Annotated in this window: 12 protein-coding genes and 7 tRNA genes; 10 read left to right on the forward strand and 9 right to left on the reverse strand. The window is 46.4% G+C overall.

Annotated elements, in window-relative coordinates; genetic code table 11:
- Positions 1–423 precede the first annotated feature (423 nt).
- The 7 genes from J4N39_RS04680 (at position 424) to J4N39_RS04710 (ending at position 8,563) form a co-directional block, all read left to right on the forward strand.
- The gene (locus tag J4N39_RS04680; protein ID WP_252022419.1) at positions 424–2,055 is read left to right on the forward strand and encodes an ABC transporter substrate-binding protein; all 1,632 of its coding nucleotides are present in this window, start codon (positions 424–426) and stop codon (positions 2,053–2,055) included.
- Between the two features lie 105 nt (positions 2,056–2,160).
- Positions 2,161–3,081 carry an oligopeptide ABC transporter permease OppB gene (gene oppB / locus J4N39_RS04685; RefSeq protein ID WP_252022421.1) on the forward strand — a complete coding sequence of 307 codons (921 nt, stop codon included), beginning with the start codon at positions 2,161–2,163 and terminating at the stop codon, positions 3,079–3,081.
- 14 nt (positions 3,082–3,095) lie between these two features.
- Complete coding sequence (oppC, locus tag J4N39_RS04690) at positions 3,096–3,998, forward strand: oligopeptide ABC transporter permease OppC (protein WP_252022423.1); 903 nt, start codon at positions 3,096–3,098, stop codon at positions 3,996–3,998.
- Positions 3,999–4,047: 49 nt separating this feature from the next.
- Positions 4,048–5,013 (forward strand): ABC transporter ATP-binding protein, encoded by a 966-nt coding sequence (locus J4N39_RS04695; protein WP_252023629.1) that lies wholly within the window; start codon positions 4,048–4,050, stop codon positions 5,011–5,013.
- A 2-nt stretch (positions 5,014–5,015) separates the two neighbouring features.
- Positions 5,016–6,005 (forward strand): murein tripeptide/oligopeptide ABC transporter ATP binding protein OppF, encoded by a 990-nt coding sequence (gene oppF / locus J4N39_RS04700; protein WP_252022425.1) that lies wholly within the window; start codon positions 5,016–5,018, stop codon positions 6,003–6,005.
- 200 nt (positions 6,006–6,205) lie between these two features.
- Complete coding sequence (locus J4N39_RS04705; protein ID WP_252022427.1) at positions 6,206–7,513, forward strand: MATE family efflux transporter; 1,308 nt, start codon at positions 6,206–6,208, stop codon at positions 7,511–7,513.
- Positions 7,514–7,618: 105 nt separating this feature from the next.
- Positions 7,619–8,563: a glutathione S-transferase family protein gene (locus J4N39_RS04710; protein ID WP_252022430.1), complete on the forward strand. Its 945-nt coding sequence runs from the start codon at positions 7,619–7,621 to the stop codon at positions 8,561–8,563.
- Here the strand turns inward: J4N39_RS04710 and J4N39_RS04715 are convergent.
- From J4N39_RS04715 to J4N39_RS04755, 9 genes are all read right to left on the reverse strand, one after another.
- Positions 8,516–9,649: an ISAs1 family transposase gene (locus J4N39_RS04715; protein ID WP_252018132.1), complete on the reverse strand. Its 1,134-nt coding sequence runs from the start codon at positions 9,647–9,649 to the stop codon at positions 8,516–8,518. The two genes, J4N39_RS04710 and J4N39_RS04715, sit on opposite strands and share 48 nt — an antisense overlap.
- Positions 9,650–9,811: 162 nt before the next feature.
- The gene (locus tag J4N39_RS04720; protein ID WP_252022433.1) at positions 9,812–10,441 is read right to left on the reverse strand and encodes a LysE family translocator; all 630 of its coding nucleotides are present in this window, start codon (positions 10,439–10,441) and stop codon (positions 9,812–9,814) included.
- Between the two features lie 178 nt (positions 10,442–10,619).
- Positions 10,620–10,704 (reverse strand) — tRNA-Tyr (locus J4N39_RS04725).
- A gap of 81 nt (positions 10,705–10,785) precedes the next feature.
- A tRNA-Tyr gene (locus J4N39_RS04730) sits at positions 10,786–10,870 on the reverse strand.
- Positions 10,871–10,951: 81 nt separating this feature from the next.
- Positions 10,952–11,036 (reverse strand) — tRNA-Tyr (locus J4N39_RS04735).
- An 81-nt stretch (positions 11,037–11,117) separates the two neighbouring features.
- Positions 11,118–11,202, reverse strand: a tRNA-Tyr gene (locus J4N39_RS04740).
- Between the two features lie 81 nt (positions 11,203–11,283).
- Positions 11,284–11,368, reverse strand: a tRNA-Tyr gene (locus J4N39_RS04745).
- 79 nt (positions 11,369–11,447) lie between these two features.
- Positions 11,448–11,532, reverse strand: a tRNA-Tyr gene (locus tag J4N39_RS04750).
- A gap of 82 nt (positions 11,533–11,614) precedes the next feature.
- A tRNA-Tyr gene (locus tag J4N39_RS04755) sits at positions 11,615–11,699 on the reverse strand.
- Between the two features lie 283 nt (positions 11,700–11,982).
- Here J4N39_RS04755 and J4N39_RS04760 point away from each other — a divergent pair.
- From J4N39_RS04760 to J4N39_RS04770, 3 genes are read left to right on the forward strand one after another with little or no spacing between them, the layout of a single operon-like run.
- Entirely contained in the window at positions 11,983–13,026 is a 1,044-nt protein-coding gene (locus J4N39_RS04760) for an efflux RND transporter periplasmic adaptor subunit (protein WP_252022436.1), read from the forward strand.
- 2 nt (positions 13,027–13,028) lie between these two features.
- Complete coding sequence (gene vexH, locus J4N39_RS04765; RefSeq protein WP_252022439.1) at positions 13,029–16,181, forward strand: vibriobactin export RND transporter permease subunit VexH; 3,153 nt, start codon at positions 13,029–13,031, stop codon at positions 16,179–16,181.
- Positions 16,174–16,494 (forward strand): DUF1244 domain-containing protein, encoded by a 321-nt coding sequence (locus tag J4N39_RS04770; RefSeq protein ID WP_252022442.1) that lies wholly within the window; start codon positions 16,174–16,176, stop codon positions 16,492–16,494. Before vexH ends, J4N39_RS04770 begins: the two co-directional genes overlap by 8 nt.
- Positions 16,495–16,496: the final 2 nt, after the last annotated feature.

Here is a 16,496-nt window from a genome sequence, read left to right on the forward strand (position 1 = left end):
GTGATGTATCTCACGTTTATCGATCGCTCAATTGATATATTGTTGGGCGCAGTTAGAGCGGAAGTATATGAAATGTTAATTTTTTTCATTATGGCAGCATATTTATTCACCTTTCTGTCTGTAATTAGAACAAATAAGACAATTGGTTTGCTGTCTGGTCCGATCTAGCGCATATCTTTCAACCTTTAGGTAAATTTCTGGTGTTTTATGCTGTTAATTTTGCAAAAGCGTAAAATGATCCGACTTTTTGCTACATTTTTATGGCAAATTGCTTCGAAGGTTGGTAGTGTGTCGCCTAATCTTCATTGAGGTTTAGAAAATATCGTACGTTTTATACGCTAAAATTTTCTAAAATTGCCTACCGTTCAGGCACTTGTGAAGACGTCATGGATGTAATTACATAAAAAACTTGGAGTTTGTTACATGTATAAGAACAAAATTACCCAAGCACTACTTCTTGGTGCGGGTCTAGCAGTTTCTGCTACTTCTTTTTCAACACTGGCTGCGGACGTTCCTGCTGGCACTAAACTTGCGGATAAGCAAGAGCTAGTACGTGGTAACGGTACTGAAGTTGCAACTATCGACCCACACAAATCTCAAGGTGTTCCAGAGTCTCACGTAATTCGTGACCTTCTTGAAGGCCTAGTGAACCAAGATGCTGACGGTAACACTATCCCTGGTGTTGCGACTTCTTGGGAAACGACAGACAACAAAACTTTCACCTTCCACCTACGCAAAGATGCGAAATGGTCTAATGGCGAACCTGTAACTGCGGAAGATTTCGTATACAGCTTTAAGCGTGCTGTTGATCCAGCAACTGCTTCTCCATACGCTTGGTACATGGAATACACCAAGATGGTTAACGCTAAAGACATCGTAGCAGGCAAAAAAGATAAGTCTGAGCTAGGTGTTAAAGCACTAGATGACCACACTCTAGTGGTGGAACTAGAAACTGCTGTTCCTTACTTCGTAATGATGACTGGCCACACAACAATGAAGCCAGTACACAAAGCGACTGTTGAGAAGCACGGCGACCAGTGGACTAAGCCAGAAAACTTTGTTGGTAACGGTGCATTCGTTGTAAACAACTGGGTTGTGAACGAGCGTCTAGAGCTTACTCGTAACGAGCAATACTGGGACAACGGCAAAACAGTTCTAAACAAGGTAACTTTCCTACCTATCGAGAACGCTGTAGCTGAAATGAACCGCTTCCTATCTGGCGAGATTCACTTCACTTCAACGCTTCCAACTGAGCACTTCAAACGTCTGAAGAAAGAGCACCCAGAATCAGTTTCTGTGGAAGGTAGCCTATGTACTTACTACTACTCTTTCAACACAGCTAAGAAGCCATTTGATGATGTACGTGTACGTAAAGCGATCTCTTACGCTATCGACCGTAACATCGTATCAAACGCAATTCTTGGTCAAGGCCAAAAGCCAGCGTACTTCCTAACTCCTGAGATCACAGCAAACTTCAACCCTGAGCAACCAGCTTACGGTGCAATGTCTCAGAAAGAGCGTAACGAAGAAGCAGCACGTCTACTTGCGGAAGCAGGCTACGGTAAAGACAACCCACTAAGCTTCACTCTTCTATACAACACTAACGAAAACCACAAGAAAATTGCGGTTGCTCTAGGTTCTATGTGGAAGAAGTCTCTAGGTCTAAACGTTACTCTTGAGAACCAAGAGTGGAAGACTTACCTATCAACTAAAGACCAAGGTGACTTCGAAGTTGCACGTGCTGGTTGGTGTGGTGACTACAACGAAGCGTCTTCTTTCCTAACGCTAATGGTTAGTGCAAACACGACTGGTGGTCAGCACTGGGGCAGCAAAGAGTACGATGCTCTGATCGAAAAAGCGCTTAACTCTACTTCAGAAGAAGAGCGTACTAAGATCTACCTAGAAGCTGAAGCGATGATGGCTGAAGATATGCCAATCGCTCCAATCTACCAATACGTACGTTCTCGTCTACTATCACCTAAAGTTGGTGGTTTCGCGTCTAACAACGCAGAAGAGAAGATCTACTCTAAAGATCTTTACATCAAAGCTCAGTAAAAACTGACGCATAAAAAAATAATATGAAAACCAGACACTGCACGTGAGAAATCACGTGCAGGGTCTTTGTTATACTTAATTGTCACAGACTGGAAGAGTGAGTTTATGTTTAAATTCATTATGAAACGGATATTCGAAGCAATCCCAACCATGTTGGTTTTGATCACAGTGTCCTTCTTTTTGATGCGTTTCGCACCGGGTAACCCTTTCTCGAGCGAGCGTCCCCTGCCACCAGAGGTAATGGCGAACATTGAAGCGAAATACGGCCTAGATAAGCCTGTTTTCGAACAATACTACACCTACCTTGGTAACGTTATTCAAGGCGACTTTGGTCCGTCATTTAAATACCTTGATTACTCGGTAAACGAATTGATTGGCGCAGCGCTTCCAGTGTCTGCAAAAGTTGGTTTCATTGCGTTTATCTTTACAGTAATCATGGGTGTGACTGTCGGAACAATAGCCGCACTTAGACAAAATACTTGGCTCGACTACACCATAATGTCGACAGCCATGTTGGGCGTGGTACTGCCTTCGTTTGTACTGGCTCCAGCACTTATTTACCTATTCGCACTTCACCTAGAATGGTTCCCAGCCGGTGGCTGGCACGACGGTGGTATTCAATACCTAGTTCTGCCTGTGATTGCGATGTCTCTACTGTATGTTGCGACTTTTGCCCGTATCACTCGTGGCTCGATGATCGAAACTCTCAACAGTAACTTTATCCGTACAGCACGTGCGAAGGGTCTGAGCTACCCTTACATCATCGTTAAGCACGCGCTACGTCCAGCAATGCTACCAGTGGTTTCATACATGGGCCCTGCATTCGTAGGTATCATTACTGGTTCTGTTGTTGTAGAAACAATTTTTGGCCTACCAGGTATCGGTAAGCTATTTGTTAACGCTGCATTTAACCGTGATTACTCGCTAGTAATGGGTGTAACCATTCTGATTGGTTTCCTATTCATTCTGTTCAACGCCATCGTTGATATCGTACTAGCAGTCATTGACCCGAAAATTCGTTACTAAGGGAATCGGTAACTATGTTAACTAAAAAAGAGAATCTTGAAGCGGTAGAAAATTTCTCTAAAAACTTAGAGATCGAAGGCCGTAGTCTATGGCAAGACGCCCGTATCCGTTTTATGCGTAACAAAGCGGCGATGGTGAGTCTGGCTATCCTATTTGTGCTAACGCTGGCGGTTATTTTCCTGCCAATGCTTGCACCTTACACATTCGATGATACTGACTGGTATGCGATGCATGTAGGTCCAAATGCGGATCACTGGTTCGGTACTGATAGTCTGGGTCGTGACCTGTATGTTCGTACTTTGATCGGTGGTCGAATCTCGCTGATGGTAGGTGTACTTGGTGCACTTGTTGCGGTACTTATCGGTACACTTTACGGTGCGACATCGGGTTTCGTTGGCGGCCGTACTGACCGTGTCATGATGCGTATCCTAGAGATCCTATACGCTGTTCCTTTCATGTTCCTAGTAATCGTACTGGTAACTTTCTTCGGTCGTAACATTGTACTTATCTTTGTTGCTATCGGTGCAGTTGCTTGGCTAGATATGGCACGTATCGTACGTGGCCAGACACTAAGCTTGCGCAGTAAAGAGTTTATCGAAGCGGCACACGTTTGTGGTGTGAGCAAGTGGAAGATCATCACTCGTCACATTGTTCCAAACGTACTAGGTATCGTAGCGGTTTACTCAACTCTGTTGATTCCTTCAATGATCCTGACTGAATCATTCCTATCGTTCCTAGGTCTTGGTGTTCAAGAGCCAATGACTAGCTGGGGCGCACTACTACAGGAAGGTTCGCAGACTATGGAAGTGGCTATCTGGCAGCTGGCATTCCCAGCGTTGTTCATGGTGGTAACACTATTCTGCTTTAACTACGTGGGCGATGGCCTTCGTGACGCACTTGATCCAAAAGATAGATAACAAATAAATCTGGATCGAAAGAAGCAAAAGAATACACAGGAATGCAATGATGAGTTTATTAGACGTAAAAGATCTGCGTGTCGAGTTTGCCACGCAAGACGGTACAGTAACCGCAGTAAATGACTTGAACTTCTCACTTAAGCCAGGCGAAACCCTAGGCATCGTAGGTGAGTCTGGTTCAGGTAAATCACAAACGGTATTTGCCCTGATGGGCCTACTGGCAAAGAACGGCACTATCACAGGTAGTGCTAAGTTCGAAGGCAAAGAGATCCTTAACCTGCCAGAAAAAGAACTGAACAAGGTTCGTGCTGAACAGATCGCAATGATCTTCCAAGACCCAATGACTTCCCTGAACCCTTACATGAAAGTAAGCGATCAGCTGATGGAAGTACTGATGCTGCATAAAGGCATGGGTAAAGCGGAAGCTTTCGAAGAGTCGGTACGCATGCTTGAAGCGGTTAAGATCCCTGAGGCTCGTAAGCGTATTACCATGTACCCTCACGAATTCTCTGGCGGTATGCGTCAGCGTGTAATGATCGCTATGGCGCTGCTATGTCGCCCTAAACTACTGATCGCCGATGAGCCAACCACCGCTCTTGACGTAACGGTACAGGCGCAGATCATGGACCTACTGAACGAGCTGAAAAGCGAGTTCAACACTTCTATCATTATGATCACCCACGACCTAGGTGTGGTTGCAGGCTCTTGTGACAAGGTGCTTGTAATGTACGCTGGCCGTACCATGGAGTACGGTACTGTGGATGAGATTTTCTACAACCCAAGCCACCCGTATGCGGAAGGTCTACTGAAAGCTATCCCTCGTCTGGATACAGAAGGTGAAATCCTGCCAACCATTCCGGGTAACCCGCCAAACTTGTTGCGCCTGCCTGTAGGTTGTCCGTACCAAGAGCGTTGTCACCGTGTGACAGACCAGTGTCGCAGAGAAGCGCCACAACTACTGGACTTTGGTAACAACCGTAAACGTGCATGTTTTTCTGACTGGGAGGCTTGGTAATTATGAGCACTGAAAAGAAACTACTTCTTGATGTAAAAGATCTTAAAGTTCACTTCAACATTGCGCCAAAGTCTGCATGGCCTTGGACTAAACCTGTTCCGTTGAAAGCGGTTGATGGTGTTGACGTTCGTCTTTATGAAGGTGAAACGCTGGGCGTTGTAGGTGAGTCTGGTTGTGGTAAATCGACCTTTGCTCGCGCAGTGATTGGTCTGGTAGAAGCGACTGATGGTGATGTGGTTTGGTTGGGTCAAGACCTAACTAAGATGGAAGAAGTACAGCGTCGTGAGACTCGTAAAGAGATCCAGATGATCTTCCAAGACCCGTTGGCATCACTCAACCCGCGTATGACTATCGGTGACATTATCGCTGAGCCGCTAGAGACCTTCTACCCAGAGCTATCTAAGACGGAAGTGAAAGATCGCGTTAAAGAGATGATGATGAAGGTAGGTCTACTGCCGAACGTTATCAACCGTTACCCACACGAGTTCTCAGGCGGTCAGTGTCAACGTATCGGTATTGCGCGTGCACTTATCTTGCGTCCTAAGATGATCATCTGTGATGAGCCAGTATCAGCGCTTGATGTGTCAATCCAGGCTCAGGTTGTTAACCTACTGAAAGAGCTTCAAAAAGAGCTAGGTCTTGCTTTGGTCTTCATCGCTCACGACTTGTCAGTAGTTAAACATATCTCAGACCGTGTATTGGTAATGTACCTAGGTAATGCAGTAGAGCTTGCGGAAGGCGACGAGCTATTTGCTAACCCTAAACACCCGTACACGCGCGCATTGATGTCTGCAGTACCTATTCCTGATCCTAAGCTTGAACGTAACAAGAAGATCGAGATGTTAGAAGGTGATCTACCATCGCCAATGAACCCACCATCAGGTTGTGTATTCCGTACTCGTTGCCCACAAGCAACAGAGCTATGTGCACAGCAAAAACCTAAGATTAAGGGTGACGACCGACACGCAGTATCGTGTCTGCACGTCGATTAATTCAGCCTGTGACGGGCTTAAGCGCGGTGCCGTATGGGCCGCGCTTTTTTTGTGCCCAAGATTTTTGATTCGCATCAATCTCAACTCCCTTTTCGTGCAAACAACTTGTATGTCGAACCAGTTCTGGTATCCTGCATCGCATTAAGAATCAATATCATTTGATATGTTATTACATTATCAATCAAGAAAAGCAGTGACCCTTGAAACTTTCCCACTCTGATTATTACAAAATTGCCATTCCTTTTATCGTATCGACCATCACCCAACCGCTTCTTGGTGCAGTAGATACCGCAGTAATTGGGCAGATGCAGCAAGCCGCCTTAATCGGTGGTGTTGCGATAGGTACAGTGATTTTAAACACCCTCTATTGGTTATTTGGCTTCTTTCGAGTCAGTACGACCGGACAAAGTGCGATGGCTCTTGGTAAAGGGTGTGAGCGTGACCTTGCGGCGAGCTTAGTGCGTCCATTTGTACTAGCCAGCGGGGTAGGGTTTGTCTTTATTTTTGCTCAAGCGGGTATTTGGCAAGCGGCACTGTGGATGATTGAGCCAGATGCCGATGTGGCGGTTCAAGCTCAAAGCTACTTCTCGATATTGATTTGGGGTGCGCCGTTTGTATTGCTCAACTACACCTTAATTGGGTGGCTGATGGGCCAAGCTAAAGTCAAAGCGACTTTGTTTACCCAAATCTTTGGTAATGTGCTTAATATCGTGCTGGATATTGTGTTTGTGGTTGGCTTTGACATGGGTGTTGAAGGTGTGGCGCTGGCAAGTTTGATTGCCCAAGTGAGTACCTTTGCTATCGGTCTTTATTTGGTCAAGCAAACCGCAGGTTTCTCATTTATGCCTTATTTGAAGCTTGCCAAAATGAGCAAGCAGCAACTCGCTACCATTGCATCGTCAAATTCAGACTTGATGCTGCGTACTGTGTGTTTATTGTTGATGTTTAACTGCATGGCCCGCTTTGGCTCTAGCATGGGGGCGGATGTGCTCGCTGCAAATGCGATTATGATGCAGATTACATTTTTAGCCAGTTATCTGTTTGATGGTATCGCTAATGCATCGAGCGTATTTGCTGGGCGCTCTGTTGGAGAGAAAAACCCAAGTCTGCTTGAGCAAGTGCTCACCATGAATATGCAATGGACCGCTGGGGCTGTCGTATTACTTACTCTGGTGATTGGGCTGACTCATGACCAGTTGGCGCTGATCTTTACTCAGATCCCGCAAGTACTCAACGAGTACCAGCAAGTCTCTTTATGGCTGGTGATCTTCCCTCTAGTAGCAGGCTTTGGTTTGACAGTTTACGGCATTTTTACAGGGACAGGCACGACGCGCCCAGTAAGAAACTCGACTGCAATGACGGTTGCGATATTTTTGATTGCGTGTTGGCTGACACTGGATAGTTTTGGTAATCAAGGCTTATGGTTTGCCTTTACCTTGTTTTATGTTGGCCGTATCGCATTCCTCTACCCATATCTATCTCAGGTGAAAGCAAAAACGTTAGCCTAATTGAGGATCATTCAAATAATTCGAACGTCTTCACCAGTATGCTCCCACTGAGCTGGAGAGATTTGTTATCTACACTGTAGGCACATGGTCAACAGGAGATGGATAATGGGTAAATTGGTTGAAGGTGTTTGGCATGATGTCTGGTATGACACTAAAACAAGTGGTGGTAAGTTTGTACGTGAAGATGCAGGCTTTCGCCACTGGGTCGAAGATCAACCTGATGCGCCATTTGCACCAGAATCTGGCCGCTACCACCTCTATGTGTCTCTTGCCTGTCCTTGGGCGCACCGAACGCTTATTTTTCGCCAGTTAAAAGGTTTGACAGAGCATATAGGTGTGACCGTTGTCAGCCCAGATATGCTTGAAAATGGTTGGCAATTTGAGTCACCCGAGCCTTTGTATGGGTTCGAGTTTATGCATCAGATCTATACCAAGGCAAAGTCAGATTATACCGGCAGAGTGACAGTGCCGGTGCTTTGGGACAAGAAGACCCAAACAATTGTTAGTAACGAGTCTTCGGAAATTATTCGCATGTTCAACAGTGCGTTTAACTCCTTAACCGGAAGTCATGACGACTACTACCCACAAGTGCTGCACGATGAGATAGAGCAGTGGAATGACTTCGTTTATCCCAATATTAATAATGGTGTCTACCGTTGTGGCTTTGCGACCACCCAGTCAGCTTATGAAGAAGCATATGGTCAGTTGTTTGATGCGTTGGATAGAGTCGATGAGCATCTCGCCAAGCATCGCTTTTTGGCTGGAGATAGCATCACAGAAGCGGATTGGCGACTGTTCACCACTTTGGTTCGATTCGATGCGGTTTACGTTGGGCATTTCAAATGCAATAAGCAGCGCATTGCCGACTACGCAAACATTCAAGGATACCTAAAAGAGTTGTATCAGGTGCCAGGGGTAAAAGAGACGGTCGATTTCTATCACATTAAGCGCCACTACTATTTCAGTCATACAGGTATTAACCCAGGGCGAGAGCATGAGTGCCTAATTATTGTTCGATGCATCAAGACCAGCGAGCAATACTTTGTCTAAATAATCATTGCTCATCGCCGCTATCTTTTGTTTACGACGCACACTTGCTTTCTTGGTATTTTCAGAACGTAACATATTTAGTGCGATATGGCGTATGCAAGCCATGACTTCAGCGGCATTGTTTCGGTAAATTTGGCAACTGTCTTCATTCATCGTGGCATCAAGCACCCAATGCAAACTGTTTTCTATACCCCAGTGGCCACGAACCGCTGCTGCAAACTCTGTATTTGTGAGTTCTGCTGAACTGATATAGTAACGATATTCGAAAGAACTTTTTCCTTTATTATCAACACGGCAACTTAGTGCAAAACCAATGGATTTTAGTCCTTTCCATTCGGGAAACTGTTTGGCTAGCTCGCCTGCGGGTAAGACATGGTATTCACGGGCTTCTACTCGACCATGCCCTTTTTCAATCGTGACATTTTGAGGTTCGCTTTTTGCAATTCTTTTCTCTTTAAGCGCATGTTGCACTGCTTTAAACAGTGACTCCTGATTTCCTTTCACTGCAAGGAGATAATCTCCACCTTCATCGGTAATGGTGGCAGCAATGTTTGTTTGACAACCGATGGCATCAATCGAAACGAGGCAACCTTTAATATCTAGTAGCTGAAGTAACTCTGGTATCGCTGTGATTTCATTTGATTTAGCATCGGTTTTTCGTTGTCCTACGACGACACCATTAGCGGTTGCAAAAGCGCTAACCATATGGATTGTAGACTGGCGGCTTTCACGATCGTATGAGCCTCTCAAAACTTTACCATCGATAGCTATCAACTCACCTTTTGAGCGTTGAGATATAGCCTGCATCCAGCTAGCAAAACTTGTTTGAAACTCAGTTGGTTCAAGGCGTGAAACGATACGTGCAATAGTGTCATGTGTAGGCAGACCATCTGGGAAGAAGCCTTTTTCTTGAAGCCAATCAAGGTGAACTTCACCAAAGTCTTCAATATCTTCCCATCCTTCACAACCTGCAATAACGGCACACACTACCAAAAACAAAACATCGAATAATGGGTAGCTAATTTTAGCTGATTGACGTGGATCTGTTAGGTGGCCAAAATGCTCAGAGAAAGCGTCGATGCTCATGAAAATACCCTCAAAAGGGAGTATATGATCACAGCTAGATCAGATCGTCAAATCGATCCTATTTAGCTCAAAAAACGTTCATGATCTCGCCCTGGGTATTAACCCAACCCAAGTCGTACCTGCGGGGCCTGAGTTGGATTTAGACTCAGATCCAAAACGCAATCACTTGTGAACTGCTAGGTAGGTGCCTGCGGCAATCATGATACCGCCCGCACCTTTGTTTAGACGAGCTTGGGCTTTTTCGGTTTTTAGCATGGTGGCAGCTTTGCCTGCCGCCAGAGCTATTAGCATCAATCCCATCATGAGGGCAATTAAGCTCAATACAGAAACGGTTACGATGTCTTGGGCATTCAGACGAGTCAGATCGATAAAAGTCGGCAGGAAAGAGATGTAAAACAGGATCACTTTAGGGTTAGATGCTGATATTAAGAAGCCCTGAGTAAAGCTGGCTAGTGCATCGGTTTTGCTCTGTTTCACTTCAGTGTGATTGAGGTTATCACCTAGGGTTGGGAGCGTGGTGAACATCTTGTAGCCAAGGTACAACAGGTACAAAGCCCCAACATAACGAATGATGGTAAATACTTCTCCCCAGTTTTGCGCAATGGTCGCCAAGCCAAAACAAGCTAGGATCAAATAGACCACATCACTTACAGCCATACCCAGTGCCAGCATTACACAACGTTTAGCGCCATGCACGAGCGCACGAGCCAATATGGCAAACACCCCAGGGCCTGGGGTAATACTAAAAACAAAGATCGCAATAAAAAAGGTGATAGCAGATTCTAGTGACATGACGATATTCCCTCTTCGCAAGTAGCCAATGTACTACGACTATCCCCCAATCGTCACCTGAAGATTTATAGAGTGGAGTAACATGCCGTTTACCGTTTACCGTTTACCGTTTACCGTTTACCGATTTTCCAAACCGCATATACAACAAAGCCAGCTCAATGAGCTGGCTTGTTAAATATGGTGGAGGGGGACGGATTCGAACCATCGAAGGCGGAGCCGGCAGATTTACAGTCTGCTCCCTTTGGCCACTCGGGAACCCCTCCAGGGTGTTTTTATCCTTAACTGCGGTTTTCCCAACACGGCAATCAAGCGTTTCTCACAAGCTATGCTTGTAAAGAAGAATATGGTGGAGGGGGACGGATTCGAACCATCGAAGGCGGAGCCGGCAGATTTACAGTCTGCTCCCTTTGGCCACTCGGGAACCCCTCCAGGGTGTTTTTATCCTTAATTGCGGTTTTCCCAACACGGCAATCAAGCGTTTCTCACAAGCTGTGCTTGTAAAAAAGAATATGGTGGAGGGGGACGGATTCGAACCATCGAAGGCGGAGCCGGCAGATTTACAGTCTGCTCCCTTTGGCCACTCGGGAACCCCTCCAGGGTATTTTTATCCTTAATTGCGGTTTTCCCAACACGGCAATCAAGCGTTTCTCACAAGCTGTGCTTGCAAAGAAGAATATGGTGGAGGGGGACGGATTCGAACCATCGAAGGCGGAGCCGGCAGATTTACAGTCTGCTCCCTTTGGCCACTCGGGAACCCCTCCAGGGTGTTTTTATCCTTAATTGCAGTTTTCCCAACACGGCAATCAAGTGTTTCTCACAAGCTATGCTTGTAAAGAAGAATATGGTGGAGGGGGACGGATTCGAACCATCGAAGGCGGAGCCGGCAGATTTACAGTCTGCTCCCTTTGGCCACTCGGGAACCCCTCCAGGGTGTTTTTATCCTTAATTGCGGTTTTCCCAACACGGCAATCAAGCGTTTCTCACAAGCGATGCTTGTAAAAGAATATGGTGGAGGGGGACGGATTCGAACCATCGAAGGCGGAGCCGGCAGATTTACAGTCTGCTCCCTTTGGCCACTCGGGAACCCCTCCAGGGTGTTTTTATCCTTAATTGCGGTTTTCCCAACACGGCAATCAAGCGTTTCTCACAAGCGATGCTTGTAAAGAAAGAATATGGTGGAGGGGGACGGATTCGAACCATCGAAGGCGGAGCCGGCAGATTTACAGTCTGCTCCCTTTGGCCACTCGGGAACCCCTCCAGGGTATTTTTATACTTAGCAGCGTTTTCCCAACACGGTTGCCAAGTGCGGAGCGCATAATATCAAACACTCAAAAGCTGTAAAGGTATTTTTGTGAAAATTGGTTTGAATGCTTGCTTTTTCGCCTTGAGCGGTTAAAAGAGCGCTTTTGTGGGTAAAAAGTAGCTAATTCATGCTCTCTTACGGAATATTTATCAACCTTTACATTCCTTTACGCAACTGTGGATTTGTGTTGATAGAATAAAGGATTACAGAGACTTCACTCATTATTTGAGCTGCACTTATGAATAAACATGCTTTAACAATCTTCTTATGCGCCGCTGTGGTCAGCTTTTCTTCTCCTTCTATAGCTAAAGGTAAGCCGGGTGGTAATGCACGAGCTGTTGCCGTGGTGGCTGAGTCTGTCGCAGAGCATCAAATCTCACAAAACTTATCATTGGTTGGTAAGCTGGATGCAAGCCAGTCGGTGGTATTGTCGGCGGAAGTGGCGGGTAAAGTCGAGAAAATTGCCGTACGTTCGAATCAGGATGTAAAGAAAGGGCAGTTGTTAGTTCAAATTGATGATGCCAAGTCTCAAGCTGCGTTAGTTGAAGCCAAAGCCTATTACCAAGATCAGCAACGTATTTTGGGGGAGTTTCAAAAGCTGCTCAAGCGTGGAGCGATCACTCAAACCGAAATTGAAGGGCAAATTGCGACGGTAAATATCGCTAAAGCGCGATTAGATTCTGCTCAAGCGGACCTTAATAACCGTCATATTAAAGCGCCATTTAACGGCACGATAGGTTTTGTCGATTTTAGTCGAGGTAAATGGTTAAACACTGGTTCTGAATTACTGACACTTGATGATTTGTCTTTGATGGAACTTGATTTACAAGTGCCAGAGCGTTATTTGTCGCAACTCGCCACAGGCATGAGCGTGACGGCTAAGAGTAAAGCATGGAAAAATGAAGTATTCAGCGGTGAAATTGTCGGTATTGATTCTCGCATTAATCCTGAAACACTTAACGTTCGTGTTCGTGTACACTTTAGAAACACCGCTCGCAAGCTTAAGCCGGGCATGTTGATGGCCGCAGAGCTTGGTTTTGCTCCGATAAGTGCCCCTATCATTCCAGTTCAGGCGCTTGAATACTCAGGCACTAAGCGCTTTGTTTATGTTATTGGCGCAGAGAACAAAGTGAAACGTACCGAAATCGAACTAGGGGCTCGCGTAGAGAACCAAGTGGTGGTGAACTCGGGTCTGAATATTGGCGATAAGATCGTTGTGCAAGGTGTGGTCAATATGCGTGATGGCGTGCAAGTCAAACCTCTGCCACAGGAAGGTAACTGATCATGCTGCTGTCGGATGTCTCGGTCAAACGACCAATTGTAGCGATCGTATTTAGCTTGCTACTGTGTGTTTTTGGTTTAGTTTCTTTCACTAAACTGTCGGTGCGTGAAATGCCCGACATCGAAAGCCCTGTGGTATCGATATCTACCCGTTATGATGGCGCTTCTGCCTCGATCATTGAGTCGCAAATCACATCAGTGATTGAAGATCAGCTTTCGGGTATCAGTGGCATTGATGAAATCACCTCAACGACCCGTACCAGCTCATCGCGTATTAAAGTGACTTTTGAGCTAGGTTACGATCTAAATGTGGGTGCCAGTGACGTGCGTGATGCTGTCGCTCGTGCTCAGCGACGACTGCCTGATGAAGCAGATGATCCGCTCGTCTATAAAGACAATGGTAGTGGTGAAGCTTCGATTTACATTAACCTGAGTTCTTCCGAGATGGATAGAACTCAGCTAACGGACTACACCGAGCGAGTGCTGGAAGACCGTTTTTCACTGCTTTCTGGGGTAAGCTCAGTGCAGATCTCCGGTGGTCTGTATAAAGTTATGTACGTCAAACTCGACCCAGAGCTGATGGCTGGTCGTGGCGTTACCACCACCGACATTACCACGGCTCTGCGCAATGAAAACGTAGAAAATCCAGGCGGTGAGGTTCGTAACGACACCATAGTGATGTCGGTACGTACTGCTCGTCTATATCAAACAGCGGAAGACTTTGACTACCTTGTGGTGCGTTACGCATCGGATGGTTCACCTATCTATCTTAAAGACGTCGCCGATGTCTACATTGGTGCACAAAACGAGAATTCGACTTTTAAAAGCGACGGTGTTATTAACGTCAGTTTAGGTATTGTGCCGCAATCGGATGCCAACCCGTTGCAAGTGGCAAAAGCGGTGCACAAAGAAGTTGAGCAGATCCAGCAGTTCTTGCCGCAAGGGACTCGTCTAGCGGTCGACTATGACTCCACGGTATTCATTGACCGTTCGATTTCAGAGGTCTACAACACCCTGTTTATCACTGGCGGTTTGGTCATCCTGACGCTATATATCTTCATTGGTCAGGCGAGGGCGACCTTGATCCCAGCGATCACTGTGCCTGTATCGTTGATCTCTTCCTTTATTGCGGCCTATTACTTTGGTTTCTCAATCAACCTGATCACCTTAATGGCACTGATCTTGTCGATTGGTTTGGTGGTGGATGATGCGATTGTTGTGGTCGAGAACATCTTCCACCATATCGAACGCGGCGAGTCACCTTTGGTGGCCGCTTACAAAGGTGCTCGTGAAGTAGGCTTTGCTGTCGTTGCAACAACTCTTGTACTGGTAATGGTATTCCTCCCGATCTCCTTTATGGACGGCATGGTAGGCTTGCTCTTCACCGAGTTCTCAGTATTGCTTGCCATGGCGGTGATTTTCTCCTCTTTCATCGCATTGACCTTGACCCCTGTTCTGGGCAGCAAAATCCTCAAAGCTAACGTTCGCCAAGGTGGTTTTAACCTGTTCATAGAGCGCATGTTTGGCAAGCTTGAACAGGGCTATCGTTACCTACTGACCAAAGCGATGGCACTTCGTCTTCTTGCACCTGTGATCATCATTGCCTGTATTGGTGGCAGTTATTACTTGATGGATAAGGTGCCGGCTCAATTGACGCCATCAGAAGACCGTGGGGTGTTATTTGCCTTTGTTCGTGGTGCAGATGCCACCAGTTACAATCGCATGAATGCCAACATCGATCTGGTTGAAGAGCGTTTAATGCCAATGCTGGGTCAAGGCGTGCTTAAGTCATTCAGCGTTCAATCGCCAGCATTTGGCGGCAACGCAGGTGACCAGACTGGCTTTGTGATCATGATTCTTGAGGACTGGGAAGACCGTTCGGTGACAGCGCAAGAAGCTCTGGGTATGGTACGTAAACAGCTTACCGGCATCCCAGATGCACGTGTGTTCCCAATGATGCCAGGCTTTAGAGGGCGCTCTAGCGAACCAGTGCAATTTGTTCTCGGTGGCTCAGACTATCAAGAGCTCAAACAGTGGGCTGAGTTGCTGCAAGATGAAGCCAACAACAGTGCTTTGATGAATGGCGCTGAAATCAACTACTCGGAGAAGACCCCTGAATTGGTGGTTTCAGTAGATAAAGCCCGTGCTGCTGAGCTTGGGATCGCCGTTTCGGACATCTCAACCACACTAGAAGTGATGCTTGGGGGCAAAACCGAAACCACCTTTGTCGATCGCGGGGAAGAGTATGATGTTTACCTTCGTGGCGATGAAAACTCATTTAATAACGCAGCCGACCTGAGTCAGATCTACATGCGCACCAACCGAGGTGAACTTGTCACGCTCGATGCGGTGACAAAAATTGAAGAGATTGCCTCGTCGATTCGTTTATCCCACTACAACAAGAAAAAAGCCATTACAGTAACGGCTAACTTGAATGAAGGGGTGACACTGGGGCAGGCGTTAGATTTCCTTGACCAGCAAGCGATCGAAAAACTGCCAAGTGATATTTCGGTAAGCTATTCAGGCGAGTCGAAAGAGTTCAAGGAAAACCAGTCAAGTGTATTGGTGGTGTTTGCCCTTGCACTATTGGTGGCCTACTTAGTGCTCTCTGCTCAGTTTGAAAGCTTTATCAACCCGCTGGTGGTGATGTTTACAGTTCCGATGGGGGTATTGGGCGGCTTTATCGGTATGGTGGTGATGGAGCAGGGGCTCAACATCTATAGCCAGATTGGTATGATCATGCTGATTGGTATGGTGACTAAAAATGGCATCCTTATCGTTGAGTTTGCTAACCAGCTTCGTGACCGGGGTGTCGCCTTCGAGCAGGCTGTCATTGATGCATCCGCTCGTCGTTTGCGTCCGATTTTGATGACCGCGTTCACCACTCTTGCAGGCTCTGTGCCGCTGATAATCTCAACAGGTGCAGGTTATGAGAGCCGTATTGCGGTGGGTACAGTGATATTTTTCGGTATGGGCTTTGCGACTTTGGTGACTTTATTCGTGATCCCAGCAATGTATCGTCTGATCTCAGTTGCGACGCACTCACCGGGCTATGTAGAATCTCTGCTAAACAAAGAACTGGCACACGATAACCGCGGACGCTCAACCCATGGTGATATCGGGCTAGAAACGACAGAGAGTAAAGAAAATGGCTGATTTTAAATACAAAGACTTGCCTCAAGAGCAACAAGATAAGCTAGACGCCGCAGTGTTTCGTCGCTTACTTGCCCATTTGGATGACAATAAAGATGTGCAAAATATCGATCTGATGATCTTAGCGGGCTTTTGTCGAAACTGTTTCAGTAAGTGGTATAAAGCAGAAGCGGAAAACCTAGAGCTAGGCTTAGATATCGATGATGCACGCGAGCGTGTCTATGGCATGACTTATGACGAGTGGAAGCAAAACCACCAACCAAAGGCAACGCCAGAGCAACTGGCGGCATTTGAGGCCAAGCAAAAGCCAGAATAGCG

This window comes from Vibrio sp. SCSIO 43136 (assembly GCF_023716565.1).
In the GTDB taxonomy this organism is placed as follows: Bacteria; Pseudomonadota; Gammaproteobacteria; order Enterobacterales; family Vibrionaceae; genus Vibrio.